The sequence below is a fragment of the Bradyrhizobium sp. LCT2 genome (assembly GCF_009931255.1).
Taxonomy (GTDB): domain Bacteria; phylum Pseudomonadota; class Alphaproteobacteria; order Rhizobiales; family Xanthobacteraceae; genus Bradyrhizobium; species Bradyrhizobium diazoefficiens.
Window position 1 is genome coordinate 8,710,111 of record NZ_CP034432.1, and the last position, 16,956, is coordinate 8,727,066.

16 protein-coding genes are annotated in these 16,956 nt (G+C 65.8%); 8 read left to right on the forward strand and 8 right to left on the reverse strand.

What is annotated here, in order from left to right; translation table 11 throughout:
- The first annotated feature begins 2 nt into the window (after positions 1 to 2).
- Both EI171_RS41150 and EI171_RS41155 read left to right on the forward strand, forming a co-directional pair.
- The gene (locus tag EI171_RS41150) at positions 3 to 1,067 is read left to right on the forward strand and encodes a tetratricopeptide repeat protein (RefSeq protein WP_028173447.1); all 1,065 of its coding nucleotides are present in this window, start codon (positions 3 to 5) and stop codon (positions 1,065 to 1,067) included.
- A gap of 98 nt (positions 1,068 to 1,165) precedes the next feature.
- Complete coding sequence (locus EI171_RS41155; protein WP_161536592.1) at positions 1,166 to 1,957, forward strand: inositol monophosphatase family protein; 792 nt, start codon at positions 1,166 to 1,168, stop codon at positions 1,955 to 1,957.
- 132 nt (positions 1,958 to 2,089) lie between these two features.
- Here EI171_RS41155 and EI171_RS41160 read toward each other — a convergent pair whose 3' ends face one another.
- The 5 genes from EI171_RS41160 to EI171_RS41180 form a co-directional block, all read right to left on the reverse strand.
- The gene (locus tag EI171_RS41160; protein ID WP_161536593.1) at positions 2,090 to 5,242 is read right to left on the reverse strand and encodes a multidrug efflux RND transporter permease subunit; all 3,153 of its coding nucleotides are present in this window, start codon (positions 5,240 to 5,242) and stop codon (positions 2,090 to 2,092) included.
- A 6-nt stretch (positions 5,243 to 5,248) separates the two neighbouring features.
- The gene (locus EI171_RS41165; protein ID WP_011084331.1) at positions 5,249 to 6,442 is read right to left on the reverse strand and encodes an efflux RND transporter periplasmic adaptor subunit; all 1,194 of its coding nucleotides are present in this window, start codon (positions 6,440 to 6,442) and stop codon (positions 5,249 to 5,251) included.
- Positions 6,443 to 6,862: 420 nt separating this feature from the next.
- A complete protein-coding gene (locus EI171_RS41170; protein WP_038965389.1) occupies positions 6,863 to 7,270 on the reverse strand; it encodes a hypothetical protein in 408 nt (135 codons plus the stop codon).
- Positions 7,271 to 7,617: 347 nt separating this feature from the next.
- Positions 7,618 to 8,658: a cyclopropane-fatty-acyl-phospholipid synthase family protein gene (locus EI171_RS41175; RefSeq protein WP_161536594.1), complete on the reverse strand. Its 1,041-nt coding sequence runs from the start codon at positions 8,656 to 8,658 to the stop codon at positions 7,618 to 7,620.
- The gene (locus EI171_RS41180; protein WP_161536595.1) at positions 8,655 to 8,807 is read right to left on the reverse strand and encodes a hypothetical protein; all 153 of its coding nucleotides are present in this window, start codon (positions 8,805 to 8,807) and stop codon (positions 8,655 to 8,657) included. The genes EI171_RS41175 and EI171_RS41180 overlap by 4 nt, the downstream gene beginning before the upstream one ends.
- Before the next feature lie 185 nt (positions 8,808 to 8,992).
- On the opposite strand from EI171_RS41180, the gene EI171_RS41185 reads away from it, so the two are divergent.
- The 4 genes from EI171_RS41185 (at position 8,993) to EI171_RS41200 (ending at position 11,798) form a co-directional block, all read left to right on the forward strand.
- Positions 8,993 to 10,012 (forward strand): hypothetical protein, encoded by a 1,020-nt coding sequence (locus tag EI171_RS41185; protein ID WP_038965387.1) that lies wholly within the window; start codon positions 8,993 to 8,995, stop codon positions 10,010 to 10,012.
- Between the two features lie 4 nt (positions 10,013 to 10,016).
- Entirely contained in the window at positions 10,017 to 11,045 is a 1,029-nt protein-coding gene (locus EI171_RS41190; RefSeq protein ID WP_161536596.1) for a peptidoglycan -binding protein, read from the forward strand.
- Complete coding sequence (locus tag EI171_RS41195) at positions 11,045 to 11,491, forward strand: GNAT family N-acetyltransferase (RefSeq protein ID WP_161536597.1); 447 nt, start codon at positions 11,045 to 11,047, stop codon at positions 11,489 to 11,491. The genes EI171_RS41190 and EI171_RS41195 overlap by 1 nt, the downstream gene beginning before the upstream one ends.
- A gap of 79 nt (positions 11,492 to 11,570) precedes the next feature.
- Positions 11,571 to 11,798 (forward strand): hypothetical protein, encoded by a 228-nt coding sequence (locus tag EI171_RS41200; RefSeq protein WP_161536598.1) that lies wholly within the window; start codon positions 11,571 to 11,573, stop codon positions 11,796 to 11,798.
- Between the two features lie 153 nt (positions 11,799 to 11,951).
- Here EI171_RS41200 and EI171_RS41205 read toward each other — a convergent pair whose 3' ends face one another.
- Positions 11,952 to 13,802 carry an ABC transporter ATP-binding protein/permease gene (locus EI171_RS41205; protein WP_028173455.1) on the reverse strand — a complete coding sequence of 617 codons (1,851 nt, stop codon included), beginning with the start codon at positions 13,800 to 13,802 and terminating at the stop codon, positions 11,952 to 11,954.
- 201 nt (positions 13,803 to 14,003) lie between these two features.
- On the opposite strand from EI171_RS41205, the gene rpmE reads away from it, so the two are divergent.
- Complete coding sequence (rpmE, locus tag EI171_RS41210; RefSeq protein ID WP_011084323.1) at positions 14,004 to 14,231, forward strand: 50S ribosomal protein L31; 228 nt, start codon at positions 14,004 to 14,006, stop codon at positions 14,229 to 14,231.
- 208 nt (positions 14,232 to 14,439) lie between these two features.
- Here the strand turns inward: rpmE and EI171_RS41215 are convergent, their stop codons facing one another.
- Positions 14,440 to 14,949 carry a DUF1465 family protein gene (locus tag EI171_RS41215; protein WP_011084322.1) on the reverse strand — a complete coding sequence of 170 codons (510 nt, stop codon included), beginning with the start codon at positions 14,947 to 14,949 and terminating at the stop codon, positions 14,440 to 14,442.
- A gap of 578 nt (positions 14,950 to 15,527) precedes the next feature.
- Complete coding sequence (locus EI171_RS41220; protein ID WP_011084320.1) at positions 15,528 to 15,719, reverse strand: DUF1192 domain-containing protein; 192 nt, start codon at positions 15,717 to 15,719, stop codon at positions 15,528 to 15,530.
- Positions 15,720 to 15,832: 113 nt separating this feature from the next.
- On the opposite strand from EI171_RS41220, the gene EI171_RS41225 reads away from it, so the two are divergent.
- Positions 15,833 to 16,831: an NAD(P)H-quinone oxidoreductase gene (locus EI171_RS41225; RefSeq protein WP_027544195.1), complete on the forward strand. Its 999-nt coding sequence runs from the start codon at positions 15,833 to 15,835 to the stop codon at positions 16,829 to 16,831.
- Positions 16,832 to 16,956 lie beyond the last annotated feature (125 nt).

Below are 16,956 nucleotides of genomic sequence, written 5' to 3' on the forward strand. Positions count from 1 at the left end.
ACATGAAGCTCCCGCGCATCACCATCCTGGCCACGCTGCTGCTCACGGTGCCCGCGGCCGCGCAACTCCAGATCGCGCCGCCGGCCACAACGCCGAGCCCGCCGGCCGAGAAGCAGAAAGCCAAGCCGCCCGCGCCCCCCAAGAAGAAGGAGGCCGCGCCGGCGCCGAAGCCGTCCGCCTCCCCCAAGCCGGCGCTGCCCGCGACCGTGATCCCGGCGCCTCCGACCGACAATTCCAATGTCGACCTGGTGTTCGGCGCCTATCAGCGCGGCCAGTACAAGACCGCGTTCGAGCTCGCCACCGCCCGCGCCCAGGCGGGCGATCCCAAGGCGATGACCATGCTGGGCGAGCTCTATTCCAACGCCATGGGCATCAAGCGCGACTACGCCAAGGCGCTCGAATGGTACAAGCGTGCGTCCGACGCCGGTGACCGCGAGGCGATGTTCGCGCTCGCCATGATGCGCATCGCCGGCCGCGGCGGCCCGGTCGACAAGGGCGAGGCGGTGAAGCTGATGGCTTCCGCCGCCAAGCTCGGCGAGCCCAAGGCTGCCTATAACCTCGCTTTGCTCTATCTCGACGGCCAGACCCTGCCGCAGGACGTCAAGCGTTCCGCCGAGCTGCTGCGGCAGGCGGCGGACGCCGGCCTGCCCGAGGCGCAATACGCGCTGGCGACCTTCTACAAGGAAGGCACCGGCGTGCCGAAGGACCCGGAAAGGGCGGTGCGGCTGCTCCAGGCGGCCTCGCTGACCGACAATGTCGATGCCGAGGTCGAATATGCCATCGCGCTGTTCAACGGCACCGGCACGCCGAAGAACCAGCCGGCGGCCGTAGCCCTGCTCCGCAAGGCATCCCGCCAGGGCAGCGCGATCGCGCAGAACCGCCTGGCCTGGGTGCTGATCAACGGCATGGGCACGCCCGTGGACAAGGTCGAGGGGTTCAAATGGCACCTGGTGGCCAAGACCGGCGGCAAGGGCGATCCGGAGCTCGACAAGCAATTGTCCGATCTGCCGGCCGAGGACCGGGCCAAGGCCGAGGCCGCCGCCAGGAAATGGCTCGGCGCCAAATGACTTGACGCAATGACTTGACGTTAGCCCCCCCACAGGGCACCCAATCCCCCAAACAGGCGCGTTTTCGCGCCATTTCCCCCGATCAAAACCGGAAGCTCATGCTGTATTCCGCCACTATCAACGTCATGGTCAAGGCCGCGCGCCGCGCCGGCCGCAGCCTCAAGCGCGATCTCGGCGAGATCGAACATCTCCAGGTCTCGCTCAAGGGGCCGGCGAATTTCGTCTCGCTCGCCGACAAGCGCGCCGAGGAGATCCTCTACCAGGACCTCGCCAAGGCGCGGCCCGGCTACGGCTTCATCGGCGAGGAAGGCGGCAACCGCGAGGGCACCGACAAGAGCCACACCTGGATCGTCGATCCGCTCGACGGCACCACCAACTTCCTGCACGGCATCCCGCAGTTTGCGATCTCGATCGGCCTCGCCCGCGAGGGTACGATCATCGCCGGCGTGATCTACAACCCCGCCAATGACGAGCTCTACATCGCCGAGCGCGGCAAGGGCGCCTTCCTCAACGACCAGCGCCTGCGCGTGGCCGGCCGCCGCCAGCTCAACGAATGCGTGGTGGCCTGCGGCCTGCCCCATATCGGCCGCGGCGACCACGAGGAATTCCGCCGCGAGATGACCGCGATCCAGGACCGCGTCGCGGGCCTGCGCCGCTTCGGCGCCGCCTCCCTCGACCTCGCCTTCGTCGCCGCCGGCCGCCTCGACGGCTACTGGGAGCGCAACCTGCAATCCTGGGACATCGCCGCCGGCATGATCATGGTGCGCGAGGCAGGCGGCACGGTGAGCGACATCGACACGACAGGCGATGCGCTGGTGACCGGGCACGTCGTGTGCGGGAACGAGTTCGTGCACGGGGAGCTGGTGAAGATTTTGCGGAAGCCTGCGTAGCGCGCCGCCCCCTCCACGTCGTCATTCCGGGGCGCGCCTCTTGGCGCGAGCCCGGAATCCATTGATCCGAGTCAATGGTGGCGCGATGGATTCCGGGTTCGCGCGATGCGCGCCCCGGAATGACAGTTTGCCCTATAGCTTCACCGGCGCCGGCGGCCCGTAGGCCTCGCCTTCCTCCGCCACCTTCTCCCGATCACCCGCCAGCACGCGCTGCACGGAGACGAAGAACACCGGCACCATCAGCAGCGCCAGGATCACCACCGCGATCATGCCGCCCATGACGATGCTGCCGAGCGCCTGCTGGCTGGCGCCGCCGGCGCCGTGGGCGATGGCCATCGGCAGCACGCCGCAGATGAAGGCAAGGCCGGTCATCAGGATCGGGCGGAAGCGCAGGCGGCAGGCTTCGATGGTCGCGTCCACCAGCGGCTTGCCTTCTTTGCGCAGATCCTTGGCGAACTCGATGATCAGGATCGCGTCCTTGGCCGCAAGCCCGATGATGGTGATCAGGCCGACGGTGAAATAGACGTCGTTGGGCAGGCCGCGCAGCATCGCCGCGATCACGGCACCGACGATGCCGAGCGGCACGGTGAGCAGCACCGCGAGCGGAATGGTCCAGCTCTCGTAGAGCGCGGCGAGGCACAGGAACACCACGAACACCGAGAGCGCGAGCAGGAACGGCGCCTGCGAGCCCGACAGCTTCTCCTGGAGCGACTGGCCGGTCCATTCATAGCCGAAGCCGCGCGGCAGCTTGCCGGCAAGGCGCTCCATCTCCGCGATGGCGTCGCCCGAGGTGAAGCCGGGCTTGGCCTCACCGGAGATGCGCACCGCCGGATAGTAGTTGAAGCCGGCGATCTGTGTCGGGCCGCGTGCCCACTCCACCGTGGTGAACGACGAGAACGGCACGAGCTGGCCGCGGCTGTTCTTGACGTTGTAGTTGAGGATGTCCTCGGTGCGCATGCGGTCGCGGGCGTCGGCCTGCACCACGACGCGCTGCATGCGACCGCGGTTCGGGAAGTCGTTGATGTAGTTCGAGCCGAGATTGGTCGAGATGGTGTTGTTGATGTCCTCGAAGGTGACGCCGAAGGCGCCGGCCTTCTCGCGATCGATCACGAGATTGACCACGCCCGCCTCGGGCAGGCCCTCGACATAGACTTTCTGCAGCACCGGGCTCGCATTGGCTTCCGCGATGAGCTGGTCGGCGGCGCGCATCAGGGCCGGATAGCCCTTCTGGCCGCGGTCCTGGAGACGGAACGAGAAGCCCGAGGAGTTGCCGAGATTGTCGATCGGCGGCGGCTGCAGCGCGGAGATCTTCGCATCGCGGATCGACGACGACAAATCGCGGTTGATGTCGGCAACGATCGCGGCGGCCGACTCCTTCGGCCCACGCTCCGACCAGTCCTTCAAGGTGATGAAGGCCTGCGCGGTGTTCATGCCCTGACCGGAGAAGCTGAAGCCGGTGAGGAAGGTGACGTTGTCGACGCCCGGCCGCTGCGCCAGATATTTCTCCACCTTCTCGATCACGGCTTCGGTGCGGGAATAGGACGAATCCGACGGCGTCTGCACGTCGGTGGTGACGAAGCCCTGGTCGTCGACGGGCAGGAAGCCGCCGGGCAGGTTGACGAAGGCCCAGGACAGGCCGACGAGCAGCGCGACATAGACCAGCATCAGGCGGCCGGTGCGCTTCAGCGAGAAGCCGACGGTGCGCCCGTAGTGAAACCGAGCCGCCTCCAGCATGTGATTGAACCGGCTGAACACGACGTTGCTGGAATGGCCGTGCCCCTTGGCCACGGGCTTCAACAAAGTGGCGCACAGCGCCGGCGTCAGCGACAGCGCGAGGAAGGCGGAGAAGCCGATCGCGGCCACCATGGTCACCGAGAACTGGCGGTAGATGATGCCGACCGAACCGGGGAAGAACGCCATCGGCACGAACACCGCCATCAGCACCAGCGTGATGCCGATGATGGCACCCGATATCTGCGACATCGCCTTCCGCGTCGCCTCCTTCGGCGGCAGCCCCTCCTCGCTCATGATGCGCTCGACGTTCTCGACCACGACGATGGCATCGTCGACGAGGATGCCCACGGCGAGCACCATGCCGAACATCGAGAGCATGTTGATGGAGTAGCCGGCAAGCAGCAGCGTGGTGCAGGCGCCCAGGAGCGCCACCGGCACCACGATGGTCGGAATGATGGTGTAGCGGATGTTCTGCAAGAACAGGAACATCACCACGAACACCAGCACCACGGCTTCGACCAGCGTCGACAGCACCTTCTTGATCGAGGCCTCGACCACGGGCGTGATGTTGTAGGGGATCTCGTAGGAGATGTTGGCCGGGAAGAAGCGCGACAGCTCCTTCATCTTCTCTTCGACCGCGCTCGCGGTCGCCAGCGCATTGCCGGTCGGCGACATCAGCACGGACAGGCCCGCGGTCGGCTTGCCGTTCAGGCGCGTATTGAACTGGTAGCTGAGGCCGCCGACCTCGATGCGCGCGACGTCGCGCAGGCGCACGGTCGAACCGTCGGCATTGGCGCGCAGGATGATGGCGCCGAATTCATCGGGAGACGAGAGCTGGCCCTTGACCAGCACCAGCGCGGAGGTGCGCTGGGTCGACGTCGACGGCTCGGCGCCGATGCTGCCCGAGGCGACCTGCGCATTCTGCGCCGATATCGCCTTGTTGACGTCGTCGGCGGTCAGTCCATAGCCGACGAGCTTGGCCGGATCGACCCAGACGCGAAGCGAGCGCTCGGTCGAATACAGCGTGGCGCGGCCGACGCCGGGGATGCGGCGGATCTCGCCGAGCACGTTGCGGATCATGAAGTCGCCGAGGCCGACCTCGTCGAGGCTGCCGTCGGTCGAGTTCAGCGTGATGATCTGGAGCACCGCGCTCGAGGCTTCCTCGATCAGAATGCCCTGCTGGATCACCGCGCGCGGCAGCCGTGCCTCGACGCGCTTGATGCGGTTCTGCACCTCGACGGACGCCGCGCTGGTATCCGTGCCGGGCTGGAAATTGGCGATGATCTCGACCTGGCCGAGCGAGTCGCTGGTCGATTCGAAATTGAGGATGCCGGAGGCGCCGTTGAGCTCCTCCTCGATCAGGCGCGTGACGCTGTTGTAGAGGTTCTCCGGCGAGGCGCCGGGATAGCTGGTCGAGATCGAGATCGAGGGCGGCGCGATGATCGGGTATTGCGCGATCGGCAGCAGCGGCACCGAGATCGCGCCGATCAGACAGATGAACAGCGCCACGACCCAGGCGAAGATCGGCCTGTCGATGAAGAAACTCGCCATGGCACGTTACCGCGTCAGCTTCTGGGCGTGACGGTTGTCCGCGGTCGCGTCCGCCTCCGACCAGGATTGCGGCTTGACCTTGTCGCCGGCCGCGAACTTCTGGAAGCCTTCGACCACGACCTTGTCGCCGGCCTTGAGGCCGTCGGTGACGAACCAGATGCCGTCCTGCACCGAGCCGGTGCGCACCGGCTGCACCGCAATGCGGTTGTCGTCCTTGACGACGAACACCTCGCTGCCGCCGCCGCCATTGCGCTGGATCGCCTGCTGCGGCACCGCGATAGCGTCGCTATCGAGGCCCTGGTCGAGGCGGACGCGGACATACATGCCCGGCAACAGCTCGCGCTTCGGATTGCGGAACTCGCCGCGCAGCGTCACCTGGCCGGTATGGGCGTCGACCTTGGCTTCAGAGAACAGCAGCTTGCCGTCGAGCGAATAAAGGGTGTTGTCGTCGAGCACGAGGCGCACCTTGACGGCATCGGCCTCGATGCGATCGAGATCGCCGCTCTCGAAGGCGCGGCGGAGCTGGTTGAGCTCGTTCACCGACTGGGTGAAGTCGGCATAGATCGGATCGAGCTGCTGGATGGTGGCGAGGTTGGTCTCGTTCTGCACGGCGAGCGCGCCTTCGCTGACGAGCGCTGCACCAACCACGCCGTCGATCGGCGCGCGCACGGTGGCATAGTCGAGATTGAGCTTGGCACGCGCGAGGTCGGCCTTGCGGCCCTCGACCTCGGCATGGGCCTGGCGTTCGGCGGCAACCGCCTTCTCGTTCTCGGCTTCGGGCGCTGCACGCTGGCTGGTGAGCGTGGCGATACGGTGCGCCTGCTGCTTGGCCTGCATCAACCCGGCTTCGGCCTTGGCGACCGCCGCCTCGTTGGCCATCACCTCGACCTCGAACGGACGCGGATCGATGCGATAGAGCGCATCGCCCGCCTTGACCTCGCTGCCCTGGCGGAACAGGCGCTCGACCACGATGCCGGAGACGCGCGGCCGCACATCGGAGACGCGCGTCGGCGCGATGCGGCCGGGCAATTCGCGCACCACGGCGCGGGCTTGCTGCTTGACGACGACGATGCTGACGTCAGGATCGGCAGGCTGGGCGGCGGACACGGCCGAGCTGGATTCCTCGCAGCCCGCGAGCAGCGGCGCAAAGGCCGCGAGCATCATTGCAACGCATGCCGATCGCGCACGAAGTCCTGACATGAAGTTAAGTGCCCCGATGTTGTTGAAACTGGTCACGCTCCGCGCGGGCCCGTTCTGGGCAAATCACGCGCGGCTGATGTCGTCAAAATAGAATGCGCCTGCTGCGATGCAACGCGTGGCGCGGGCGGCCCAATGTCACATGACCTATCGTGCTGAGTTCAGGTCACTTTCCGGCTCTCACCGGATTGTGAGTCGAGTTCCATCGCCGCGCGCTGCGACAGAACATCGCAATCAAACGTTTCGAGCCGGGACGTGCGTCCACGAGGGCGCAAACGACATTCAGCTACTGACGGCCAAGCGGAAGTTTTGCGATCAATCATAGCATCACCGCTCGTGCCCCGAAGCGGTCCTGCACGCGGATGGCGCGTCGTCGCATGCGCCATCCGCTCCCACAATAGATCTCTTGCGAAGAAACGAGCCTTAAGCCTTCAGGTCGGTGATCCGCATAATCGCGACCACATTCCCGTCGTTGTACGCCTGTTCTTTTGTTTCCTTGTTGCAGGTCCAGACAAAATTCTTCTTGCCCGTAAAGGTCTTTCCCTCCTGCTCAAGCCGAAGCTCCCCTTCGGTGACATGGCAGACCATGGCATTCATCATCGGGGGGCCCATGGTCTTCGACCCCGGCTGCATAATGATATCGCGCATTGAGACGGTCTTAAAACCTGGGATCAGGGATGGTGTTTCGCCTTCATATTCACGCACCACGACACCTGGCCAAGGCGTCGTATCCTTGTAGCTTGTGGCTTGAGCGGCCGCTGGCTTGACCATAGCAGCCGAAACTGCAGCCAACCCGATTCCCAGTGCGGACCTTCGATTGACCTTGCTCATTGCTTTCCTCCCGACATTACTCAAACGAGCCGCCGCAAACGCAGCGCGCAAAGTTCGTGGTGAACGGTGGTGCGAAACCGAAAAAAGAACGGTCTCTAAGAGGAGTGTGCCTGCCGATAGCACCCGTGCTCTCGTTTGCCCGGACGGTGATTTCGGCACGTCCCGCTTCGAGGGGCAGTGACATTCTACGTCACCTGACGCATCCGGGAAACAGGTGGCGTCGCACGAAGACACTGCGGCCCCTTAGGAATGTCCGGAATTGGCCCCAATTCGGACCTCGGATGAGGTCTGCCATCGCGCCGCTATGGGGGCACAGCGGACCTCATGCATGCGCTGGGCACGCGGGACTATGAGACCCCCTCATCCGCCGCCTTCATCCGGTAGTGGCTGACGCCCCATTCCGTTCCATCGGCGTAGCCGAACAGCCCTGATGTCGCGAGGAAAAACCAGCGCCAGCGCCGCATCCACAAGGCGGTCTCCTCGCCATGGACGTTGCGCAAGGAAGCCTCGATCGCGTCGCGATGGGCATCGAAATTGGCGAGCCAGTCGTTGGCGGTGCGCTGATAATGCGTGCCGCTCCAGCACCATTCCTTCTCGACCGTGAAGATGTCGTCGAATTGCCTGACGAGGTGATGGCTCGCCATCAGCGCGCCGGTGAAGACGTGCTGCGCAATCCAGTCCTCGCGATTGGCCCGGTCGAACAGATGGGAGCCGGAACGATGGGTAACGATGTGCATGAACAGGCGCCCCTCGGGCGCGAGCCATGACCGCAGGCGCGTCATCAGCTTGCGCCAGTTCATCACGTGCTCGAACATCTCGACCGAGACGATGCGGTCGAACTGGCCCTCGGGCGCGAACACGTTCATGTCGGCGGTGACCACGCGCAGGTTCGAAAGCCCGCGCAGCCGCGCCTGCTCCTCGACATAGGCCCGCTGGCCTTGCGAGTTCGACACCGCCGTCACCTTGGCATGCGGAAACTGCCGCGCCGTCCAGAGCGACAGCGAGCCCCACCCGCAGCCGAGCTCGAGGATGGTCTGCCCGTCGGCGAGACCGGCATGCGCGACGGTCTGGCGCAGCGCCTCCTCTTCCGCCTCCCGCAGGGTGGTCGCATCGGTCGTGTAGAAGCAGGACGAGTATTTGCGGTTGGGGCCGAGCGCCTGCGCGATGAAGGATGCGGGCGCCTCGTCGTGCCCGGCATTGGCGGCATCGACGTCCTCGGCGATCGGCCGCAGCATCATCCGCCCGGCGAAGGCGGCCTCGTCGTCCGCGCCGAGGGCGGAGATGCGGGTCGCCGTCCGCGAGCACAGACGCTGGATCGCGGCGCGGATCACGACATCAGGCAGCGGCACGCGTTCGGCAGTCCCGATGATCGCGGAAACGACGCTCATGCGGCCACTCCCCTGGTCATGTCTGGTTCGGGACGCGGAAGAAGCAACGGGCAGGTTCGGGCGTTGCCGCCCAGCCGGATGCAGGCGAACGCCATCAGGACCGCGAGCAACGGCGCGATGACGTCCAATCCCCCGAGATCCGTCACCATGCAAAAAATCCGACCTAAGCCTGCGGATTGCCGAAGTTTTGCAAAATACGTCCTTATCAAAGCGCGGTTTCGGCTTTGGGTTCCGGAAGCTCTCCACGGAATCCGCGCATCCGGCGCTTTTTTTGGGCTGGCGCTGTGCCATAGTGCGCGCCGCAAGCAAGCTTTCGTAACGGATGACACCGGACATGCCGTCAGGCGCCTCGCCCCGCTCCCCCATGGACATCGAATACACCAAACTATCCTCACCCAGCGTCTTCCTGGTGCGGATGCTGGTCTTCCTGGTGCTCTGCGCGCTGGTGGGCGTGGTGCTCTACAAGCAGATCATCCAGGCCTTCTTCGCCAATCCGGGCCTCAACGCCCTGATCGGGGCGGTGCTGTTCATCGGCATCGTGCTGGCCTTCCGCCAGGTCATCCGGCTCTACCCAGAGGTGTCCTGGGTCAATAATTTCCGCATCGCCGATCCCGGCCTTGCCCCGGCCCGGCACCCCAAGCTGCTGGCGCCGATGGCGATGATCCTGGGCGGCGAGCGCACCGGGCGGATGACGATCACCCAGACCACGATGCGGCACCTGCTCGATTCGATCGCGACCCGCCTGGACGAGGCCCGGGACATCTCCCGCTACATGACCGGCCTGCTCGTCTTCCTCGGCCTGCTCGGCACCTTCTGGGGCCTGATCGAGACGGTCGGCTCGGTCGGCAAGGTGATCGACGGGCTCAAGGTCGGCGGCGATTCCGGGGCGCTGTTCGACACGCTGAAGGAGGGCCTCGCCGCCCCGCTCGGCGGCATGGGCATCTCGTTCTCGAGCTCCCTGTTCGGCCTCGCCGGCTCGCTGATCCTCGGCTTCCTCGACCTGCAATCGAGCCAGGCCCAGAACCGCTTCTACACCGACCTCGAGGACTGGCTCGCCACCACCGTGCGCGAATATGGCCGCGGCGAAGTGACCGTGGCCGCCACCGGCGGGGGTGTTGCCAGCGGCGAGCTTCAGGCCGCCGTCGAGCGGCTGCGCTCCGTGCTGGAGGAAGGCAGCGCCAGCCGCGGCACCACGGCGGCGATGGCGAGCCTTGCCGAAGCCATCCAGGCGCTGGTCTCGCACATGCGCACCGAGCAGCAGATGATCCGCGAATGGGCCGACGGCCAGGGCGAGCAGAACCGCGAGATCCGCCGCCTGCTGGAGCGGCTCGCGCGCCAGCCCGAGAAGGGTTAGCGACATGGCTCTAACGCGCGGCCGCCGCAGCGACGGCGCCTTCAACTACTGGCCCGGCTTCGTCGACGCGCTGTCGACGCTGGTGCTGTCGATCGTGTTCCTGCTGTCGGTGTTCCTGGTCGTGCAGTTCTTCCTGTCGCAGGAGGTGAGCGGCAAGGACAAGGCGCTGGAGCAGCTCAACGCCAAGATCGCCCAGCTCAACGAGCTGCTGTCGCTGGAGAAGCTCGGCAAGCTCACGCTCGACGACCAGGTCTCGCAATTGAAGGCCGGCCTCGCCTCGGCGGAGTCCGAGCGCGACCGCATCAAGGGCCTCTATGACGGCCTGGCTGCCGCCGGCAACGACGCGCAGGGCAAGTCCACCGAACTCGGCAAGGCGTTGGACTCGGAGAAGGCGGTCTCGGCGCGGGCGCTGGCGCAGATCGAGGTGCTGAACCAGCAGATCAGCGCGCTGCGGCGGCAGCTCGCCGCGCTGGAAGAGGCGCTCGATGCCAGCGAGAAGCGCGACAAGGAATCGCAGAACCGGATCGCCGATCTGGGCTCTCGCTTGAATGTCGCCCTGGCGCAGCGCGTGCAGGAATTGTCGCGCTACCGCTCGGAATTCTTCGGCCGTCTGCGCGCCATCCTCGGCAACCGCCCCGACATCCGCGTCGTCGGCGACCGCTTCGTATTCCAGTCCGAGGTGTTCTTCGACACCGGCCAGGCGACGCTCCTGCCCGAGGGGCGCGCCGAGCTCGACACGGTGGCGAACGCGCTGATCGAGCTCGACAAGAAGATCCCGGCCGAGATCGCCTGGGTGCTGCGCGTCGACGGTCATACCGACGTGCGCCCCGTGAGCGGTGCGAGCTTCAAGTCGAACTGGGACCTGTCCGCGGCGCGCGCGATCTCGGTGGTGCAGTACCTGATCTCGCTCGGCGTGCCGGCCCAGCGCCTCGTCGCCGCCGGCTTCGGTGAATTCCAGCCGCTCGACACCGCCAACACGGAGGACGCCTACAAGCGCAACCGCCGCATCGAGCTGAAGCTGACGGAGCGGTAGTGAGCGCCCTCCACCTCCGCCCCTATCGCGCCGAGGACGAGGCTGCCGCCATCGACCTCTGGCATCGCACCTGGCAGCAGGCCTACCCGCAGATCGACTTCGCGGCGCGGCTGGACTGGTGGCGCGAGCGCTGGCGCAAGGATCTGGTGCCGAAGGCCTCGATCGTGGTTGCGGAGGCGGACGGCGCGCTAACCGGCTTCGTCACCATCGACGGCGAGGGCTATCTCGACCAGCTCGTGGTCGATCCCGCATCCTGGGGCTCGGATGCCGCGCGGCTGCTGGTGGAGGAAGCCAAGCGCCTGTCACCTTCTGGCGTCACGCTGCTCGTCAACAAGGACAACACGCGCGCCATCCGCTTCTATGAGCGCAACGGCTTTGCGCATGCCGGCGACGAGGTGAACCCGACCTCGGGACGGCCGGTGTTGAAGATGATTTGGCGGGCGTGACGCCTGTCACGTCGGGATCCGGCGCCGTCAGTTATTCGTTGTGTTGGAAGCAGCGGTGGCAGGCGGATGGAGACGACCGATGCGGCTGAGCGATCTGGCCAAGGGGTCTACGGTCCTGCTGGGCGTCATCGTCGCCGGATATCTGTCGACCACCTATGTCGAGCAGCGCTTCGCCACACAGCTCAAGACGACGAGCGAGCCTGCTCCGGCGAACAGCCCTGCTCCATCGGCCTGCGTCGGCGAGGACGGAAGCTGGAAGAACTGGCCGTGGCCGAATGTGCCGGCGCTCTCGCCGAAGTGCCGGTGATCGGAGGGCTTCTCTAACACTCCGCTGTCATGCCCCGCGAAGGCGGGGCATCCAGTACGCCGCGGCCTCTCCGTATTTCACTAGCGTCTCGGAGTACTGGATTCCCCGCCTACGCGGGGAATGACACCGTAAGTGAGGCTGCGCTCGGCGCCCTCACGCCCCCTCGAACTGCAGCCTCGCGAGCCTCGCGTAGAGCCCGTTCGCAGCCACCAGCTCGGCATGCGTGCCCTGCTCGACGATCTTGCCCTGGTCCATCACCAGGATGCGGTCGCAGGAGAGCACGGTGGCAAGCCTGTGGGCGATCACCAGCGTGGTGCGGTGCTTCATCAGCTCTTCGAGTGCGGTCTGAACCAGCGTCTCGCTTTCGGCGTCGAGCGCGGAGGTGGCTTCATCGAGCAGCAGCAGCGGCGCATCGCGCAGGATCGCGCGCGCGATCGCGATGCGCTGGCGCTGGCCGCCGGACAGCGTCACGCCGCGCTCGCCGAGCGGGGTGTCGAAGCCTTCGGGCAGGCGGCGGACGAACTCGGCGGCATGCGCGAGCTCGGCGGCGCGCTCGACCTCGGCATCGGTCGCATCGGGCCGGCCGAAGCGGATGTTCTCGCGGGCACTCGCGGCAAACACGTTCGATTCCTGCGGCACCAGCGCGATGCGGGAACGGAAATCACGCGGGTCCGCCGACCTGACCGGCACGCCGTCGAGCGAGATCGCGCCGCTGCGCGGATCGTAGAAGCGCAGCAGCAGATGAAAGATCGTGCTCTTGCCGGCGCCGGAGGGACCGACGATGGCGACCTTCTCGCCGGGGCGCACGGTGAACGACACGGCGTCGAGCACCTTGACGTCGAGCCGTGCCGGATAGGCGAAGCTGACCTGGTCGAACCCGACCTCGCCGCGCGCCGGCACCGGCAGCGCGCGCGGTGAGGCGGGCGCCTTGATGTCGGGCTGCACATGCAGGATCTCGAACAGCCGCTCGGCAGCGCCTGAGGCCGCCGAGACTTCGCCCCAGACCTCGCTGAGCTGGCCGAGGCCGGCGGCCGCGAACGCGGCATAAAGCACGAACTGGCCGAGCCGCCCCGGCGAGATCGCGCCGGTCAGCACGTCATGCGAGCCGATCCAGAGGATCGCGACCACGCTTGCGAACACGATGAAGATGATGATGGCGGTGAGCACGGCGCGCGCCTGCGTCGAGGTGCGCGCGGCCTCATAGGCTTGCTCGACCTCGCCGCCGAAGCGCTTCGCAGCCAACCCTTCGCTGGTATAGGCCTGCACGGTGCGGATCGCGCCGACCAGCTCGCCCGCATAGGCGGAGGCCTCGGCGAGCGTGTCCTGCGCATTGCGCGACAGACGCCGCACCCAGCGTCCGAAGGCGACCAGCGGCAGCACGATCAGGGGAATGGCCAGCAGCACGAAGCCCGACAGCTTCGGGCTGGTGATGACCATCATCGCCACCGCGCCGAAGAACATCATCAGGTTGCGCAGCGCGATCGACACCGAGGCGCCGACGGCGGATTTGAGCTGGGTGGTGTCGGCGGTGAGCCGCGAGATCAATTCGCCGCTGCGCGCGGAATCGAAGAAGGCGGGCGACAGCGACAGCAAATGAGCGAAGACATCGCGCCTGAGGTCGGCGACGATGCGCTCGCCGATCGTCATCACGAGGTAGTAGCGCGCGGCGCTTGCCAGCGCGAGCACGGCGACGACCGCGATCATCACCGAGAAGTAGCTGTTGATCAGCTCGATGCCCTCAGGCGTCAGGCCGAAATCGATCATCCGGCGCACCGCGACCGGCACCAGCAGCGTGGTCAGCGCGGCGATCGTGAGCGCGACGAAGGCGAGCGCGGCCCGGCCGCGATAGCGGGCCACATAGGGCGCGAGCGCGAGCAGCGGCCGCAGCTTGGCGCGGCCCTTGGCGGGCTGCTCGATCAGCTCGGCTTCGATGGACGGGGCCTCAGGCGGCGCGGCATCGCGCTCGTCGCGGTACTGGTCGTCAAGCCGTTCCACAGCGCTCATGAGATCGGACCCAGGGAGACAGATGTGCTCCACATAGGCCGGTGCGGGGGGAGTGGCAAATCCGGGATGTCCCTTAGGGGACGGCCCGGTTCTCCTTTGCCCACAATGGCTTGTTTTGAAGGGTCCGCTGGGGTATAGAGCCGGCCAAATCCGTCATTCGATAGCCACTCAAGCAAGGCGCAGGTCGCCCTAGGAATTGCCATGAAAGCCGAAATTCATCCGGATTATCATACGATTAAGGTCGTGATGACCGACGGAACCGAGTACCTGACCCGCTCCACCTGGGGCAAGGAAGGCGACACGCTGAACCTCGACATCGACCCGAAGTCGCACCCGGCCTGGACCGGCGGCAACGCCCAGATCATGGATCGCGGCGGCCGCGTCTCGCGCTTCCAGAAGAAGTTCTCGGGCTTCCTCAAGAAGGATTGATCCGGCCGTTTCGGCCGCGACGAAAAACGCCCCCGGGAGACCGGGGGCGTTTTTGTTTTTTCCGGCTGTCATTCCGGGGCGCGACGAAGTCGCGAGCTATGATGCGCAATTGCGCATCTGAGAATCCATAACCACGGTCGGGAGTATGGATTCCGGGCCCGCGCCAAGAGGCGCGTCCCGGAATGACGACCGAGATTGTCGATAGAGCTTACCGCTCGAACGCGGCCTTCAGCGCGTTGAGGTGCGGCACCAACGGGTTGCCGATCGCGATGTGCTCGGCCGGCGGGGTGTGGATGGTGGTGTCGAGGCGGCGCACGCGGGTCTGCAGGCTCATCGAACGATGGATCAGATCCTGCAGCTGCGAGGGCAGCTTCTCGATGGTGTCGGCGGGACCGGGATCGGCCGCGCTGAGCTTGACCTTGGTCTTCTCGCGGTTGGCCTGGACCAGCGTCATCTCGCCTTCCTTCACCGCGCGGTGCAGCAGCAGCCAGGAGGCGAGCTGCATCAGGCGGGTGGTGAGGCGCATGCTCTCGGTCGCATAGGTGAGGCTGACGGCGCGATCGAGTGCCTTGGCCTCGGTGCGGCCGGCGCCGTCGAGATAGGCGGCGGTCTCTTCGACGAGGTCCATGCCCTCGCGGAACAGCGTGCCGAACGCAGCCGAATTGGTGAACCGCTCGCTGAGTTGAACGAGAGCGCCGTCGGCTTGCAAACGTTCCATGGTTAACGCCCCTTACGCAACTGTTTACCTGTCCGGCTTTGCGCCGGCTTTATGATGAACAAATCATTGCGCGGGCGGGACGCGGAGTCCAGCGACAAGCTCGGATATGGTTTCCGCGGGTCTTTCCTCGGAATTCAACCGCAACGAGACGCAAAAAAGAGCCGCCGGAAGACCGGCGGCTTTGAAAGTTGATAACAGGGAGGCGTCAAACAGAGTGGACAGGAGCCACTCGGTGTCCAAACGAGGACAGTTCCAGTCATAAAGCCGAAAGCTTAATCGACGGTAAACGAGCGAATTTTTTGAGGGTTCGTTAGCCATGTCGGTCAGTGGCCGAGTGCACTGCGGAACAAACTCCCCCTCGTCATTCCGGGGCGCGACGAAGTCGCGAGCTATGATGCGCAATTGCGCATCTGAGAATCCATAACCACGAGCGGATGAGGCGACCCGGCTCTGTCAGCCTGCCCCCTGCAAAAGCCTGTGGTTATGGATTCCGGGCTCGGCGCTATCGCGCCGCCCCGGAATGACGACGAGGAGAGTTCGGGCGCCACATCCTGGACACGAGAGTGGAGCGACAGCCGCTACGACTTGAAAATGCTGTTCGCCGCGTCGCGCGAGGCGCGTTTCTTGGCGGCGGCTTCCTCCAGCCTTGCGATCTCGGTCTTGAGCAGGGCGACGCGCTCGGTCAGTTCCTCCACGGACAACAGTGAGAGATCCTGTCCGATTTCATGCGTGATCTTCTTGCGCGGGCGGTCGTCGTCTTCCGTCGCCATGATCGTTCCTCCTGCGTTCGCACCGGGCACACGGCTGAGGCGGTTGCCAGCTTGGACCGCGCTGGCTAAGCAATGGCCTCGTTTCCTCCCGCACCTTTGCTCAAGGACACATCATGGACAAGCTGCCCGCGCAAATGACCGTGGTCGCCATCTCCAAGCCCGGCGGACCGGAGGTGCTGGTGCCGGAACAACGGGCCCTGCCGCAGCCCGGTCCCGACGAGATCCTGGTCAAGGTGCAGGCCGCCGGCGTCAACCGGCCCGACGTGGCGCAGCGCTCCGGCGCCTATCCGCCGCCGCCAGGCGCCAGCGACCTGCCGGGCCTCGAGATCGCGGGTGAAGTCGTCGCCGTCGGCAGCAATGCCAAGCGGCACAAGATCGGCGACAAGGTGATGTCGCTGGTCGCCGGCGGGGGCTATGCGCAGTACTGCATCGCTCAGGACGCCCAGGCGATGAGCGTGCCGCCGGCGCTGTCGATCAAGGAAGCCGGCGCGCTGCCGGAAACCCTGATGACGGTCTGGCACAATGTGTTCGAGCGCGGCGGCCTCAAGGCCGGCGAGACGCTGCTGATCCATGGCGGCTCCTCCGGCATCGGCACCATGGCGATCCAGCTTGCGAAGGCGTTCGGCGCGAAGGTGTTCGTCACCGTCGGCTCGCAGGACAAGATCGATGCCTGCCTCAAGCTCGGGGCCGACCGCGCCATCAACTACAAGACCGAAGACTTCGTCGCCGTGGTGAAGGCGGAGACCGGCAATGCCGGCGTCAACCTGATCCTCGACATGGTCGCCGGCGAGTATGTGGACCGCAACTACGACGCTGCCGCGGTTGACGGCCGCATCGTCCAGATCGCGACCCTCAACGGCCCCAAGGTCAGCGTCAACATCGCCAAGGTCATGGTCAAGCGCCTGACGCATACCGGCTCGACGCTGCGCCCCCGTAGTAATGCGGACAAGGCGGCGATGGTGGCCGCGATCGAGGCGAAAGTGATGCCGCTTCTGCGCGAAGGCCGGGTCAAACCGGTGATGGACAGCGCTTTCCCGCTGGAAAAGGCGGCCGATGCCCACCGGCGCATGGAGACGAGCGCACATATTGGCAAAATTGTGTTGGAGGCCTAGGCCTCTGACCCATAGGGGACGCCGGAAACCCTTTGATTTTCCTTGCTTTCGTGGCATCTATCGCGACGCACCGAACCAATTCCGTCCGGTCTGAAATCGCCTTGCACACGAAGTTTGCGTCGAAC

Excerpts from the sequence above, each read along its gene's own strand:
- EI171_RS41175 (WP_161536594.1), bottom strand. The coding sequence starts at position 8,658 with ATGAGCGTCGTTTCCGCGATCATCGGGACTGCCGAACGCGTGCCGCTG.
- EI171_RS41165 (WP_011084331.1), bottom strand. The coding sequence starts at position 6,442 with ATGTCAGGACTTCGTGCGCGATCGGCATGCGTTGCAATGATGCTCGCG.
- EI171_RS41200 (WP_161536598.1), top strand. The coding sequence starts at position 11,571 with ATGCGGCTGAGCGATCTGGCCAAGGGGTCTACGGTCCTGCTGGGCGTC.
- EI171_RS41150 (WP_028173447.1), top strand. The coding sequence starts at position 3 with ATGAAGCTCCCGCGCATCACCATCCTGGCCACGCTGCTGCTCACGGTG.
- EI171_RS41220 (WP_011084320.1), bottom strand. The coding sequence starts at position 15,719 with ATGGCGACGGAAGACGACGACCGCCCGCGCAAGAAGATCACGCATGAA.
- EI171_RS41205 (WP_028173455.1), bottom strand. The coding sequence starts at position 13,802 with ATGAGCGCTGTGGAACGGCTTGACGACCAGTACCGCGACGAGCGCGAT.
- EI171_RS41185 (WP_038965387.1), top strand. The coding sequence starts at position 8,993 with ATGCCGTCAGGCGCCTCGCCCCGCTCCCCCATGGACATCGAATACACC.
- EI171_RS41170 (WP_038965389.1), bottom strand. The coding sequence starts at position 7,270 with ATGAGCAAGGTCAATCGAAGGTCCGCACTGGGAATCGGGTTGGCTGCA.
- EI171_RS41215 (WP_011084322.1), bottom strand. The coding sequence starts at position 14,949 with ATGGAACGTTTGCAAGCCGACGGCGCTCTCGTTCAACTCAGCGAGCGG.
- EI171_RS41160 (WP_161536593.1), bottom strand. The coding sequence starts at position 5,242 with ATGGCGAGTTTCTTCATCGACAGGCCGATCTTCGCCTGGGTCGTGGCG.
- rpmE (WP_011084323.1), top strand. The coding sequence starts at position 14,004 with ATGAAAGCCGAAATTCATCCGGATTATCATACGATTAAGGTCGTGATG.
- EI171_RS41155 (WP_161536592.1), top strand. The coding sequence starts at position 1,166 with ATGCTGTATTCCGCCACTATCAACGTCATGGTCAAGGCCGCGCGCCGC.
- EI171_RS41190 (WP_161536596.1), top strand. The coding sequence starts at position 10,017 with ATGGCTCTAACGCGCGGCCGCCGCAGCGACGGCGCCTTCAACTACTGG.
- EI171_RS41180 (WP_161536595.1), bottom strand. The coding sequence starts at position 8,807 with ATGGTGACGGATCTCGGGGGATTGGACGTCATCGCGCCGTTGCTCGCG.
- EI171_RS41225 (WP_027544195.1), top strand. The coding sequence starts at position 15,833 with ATGGACAAGCTGCCCGCGCAAATGACCGTGGTCGCCATCTCCAAGCCC.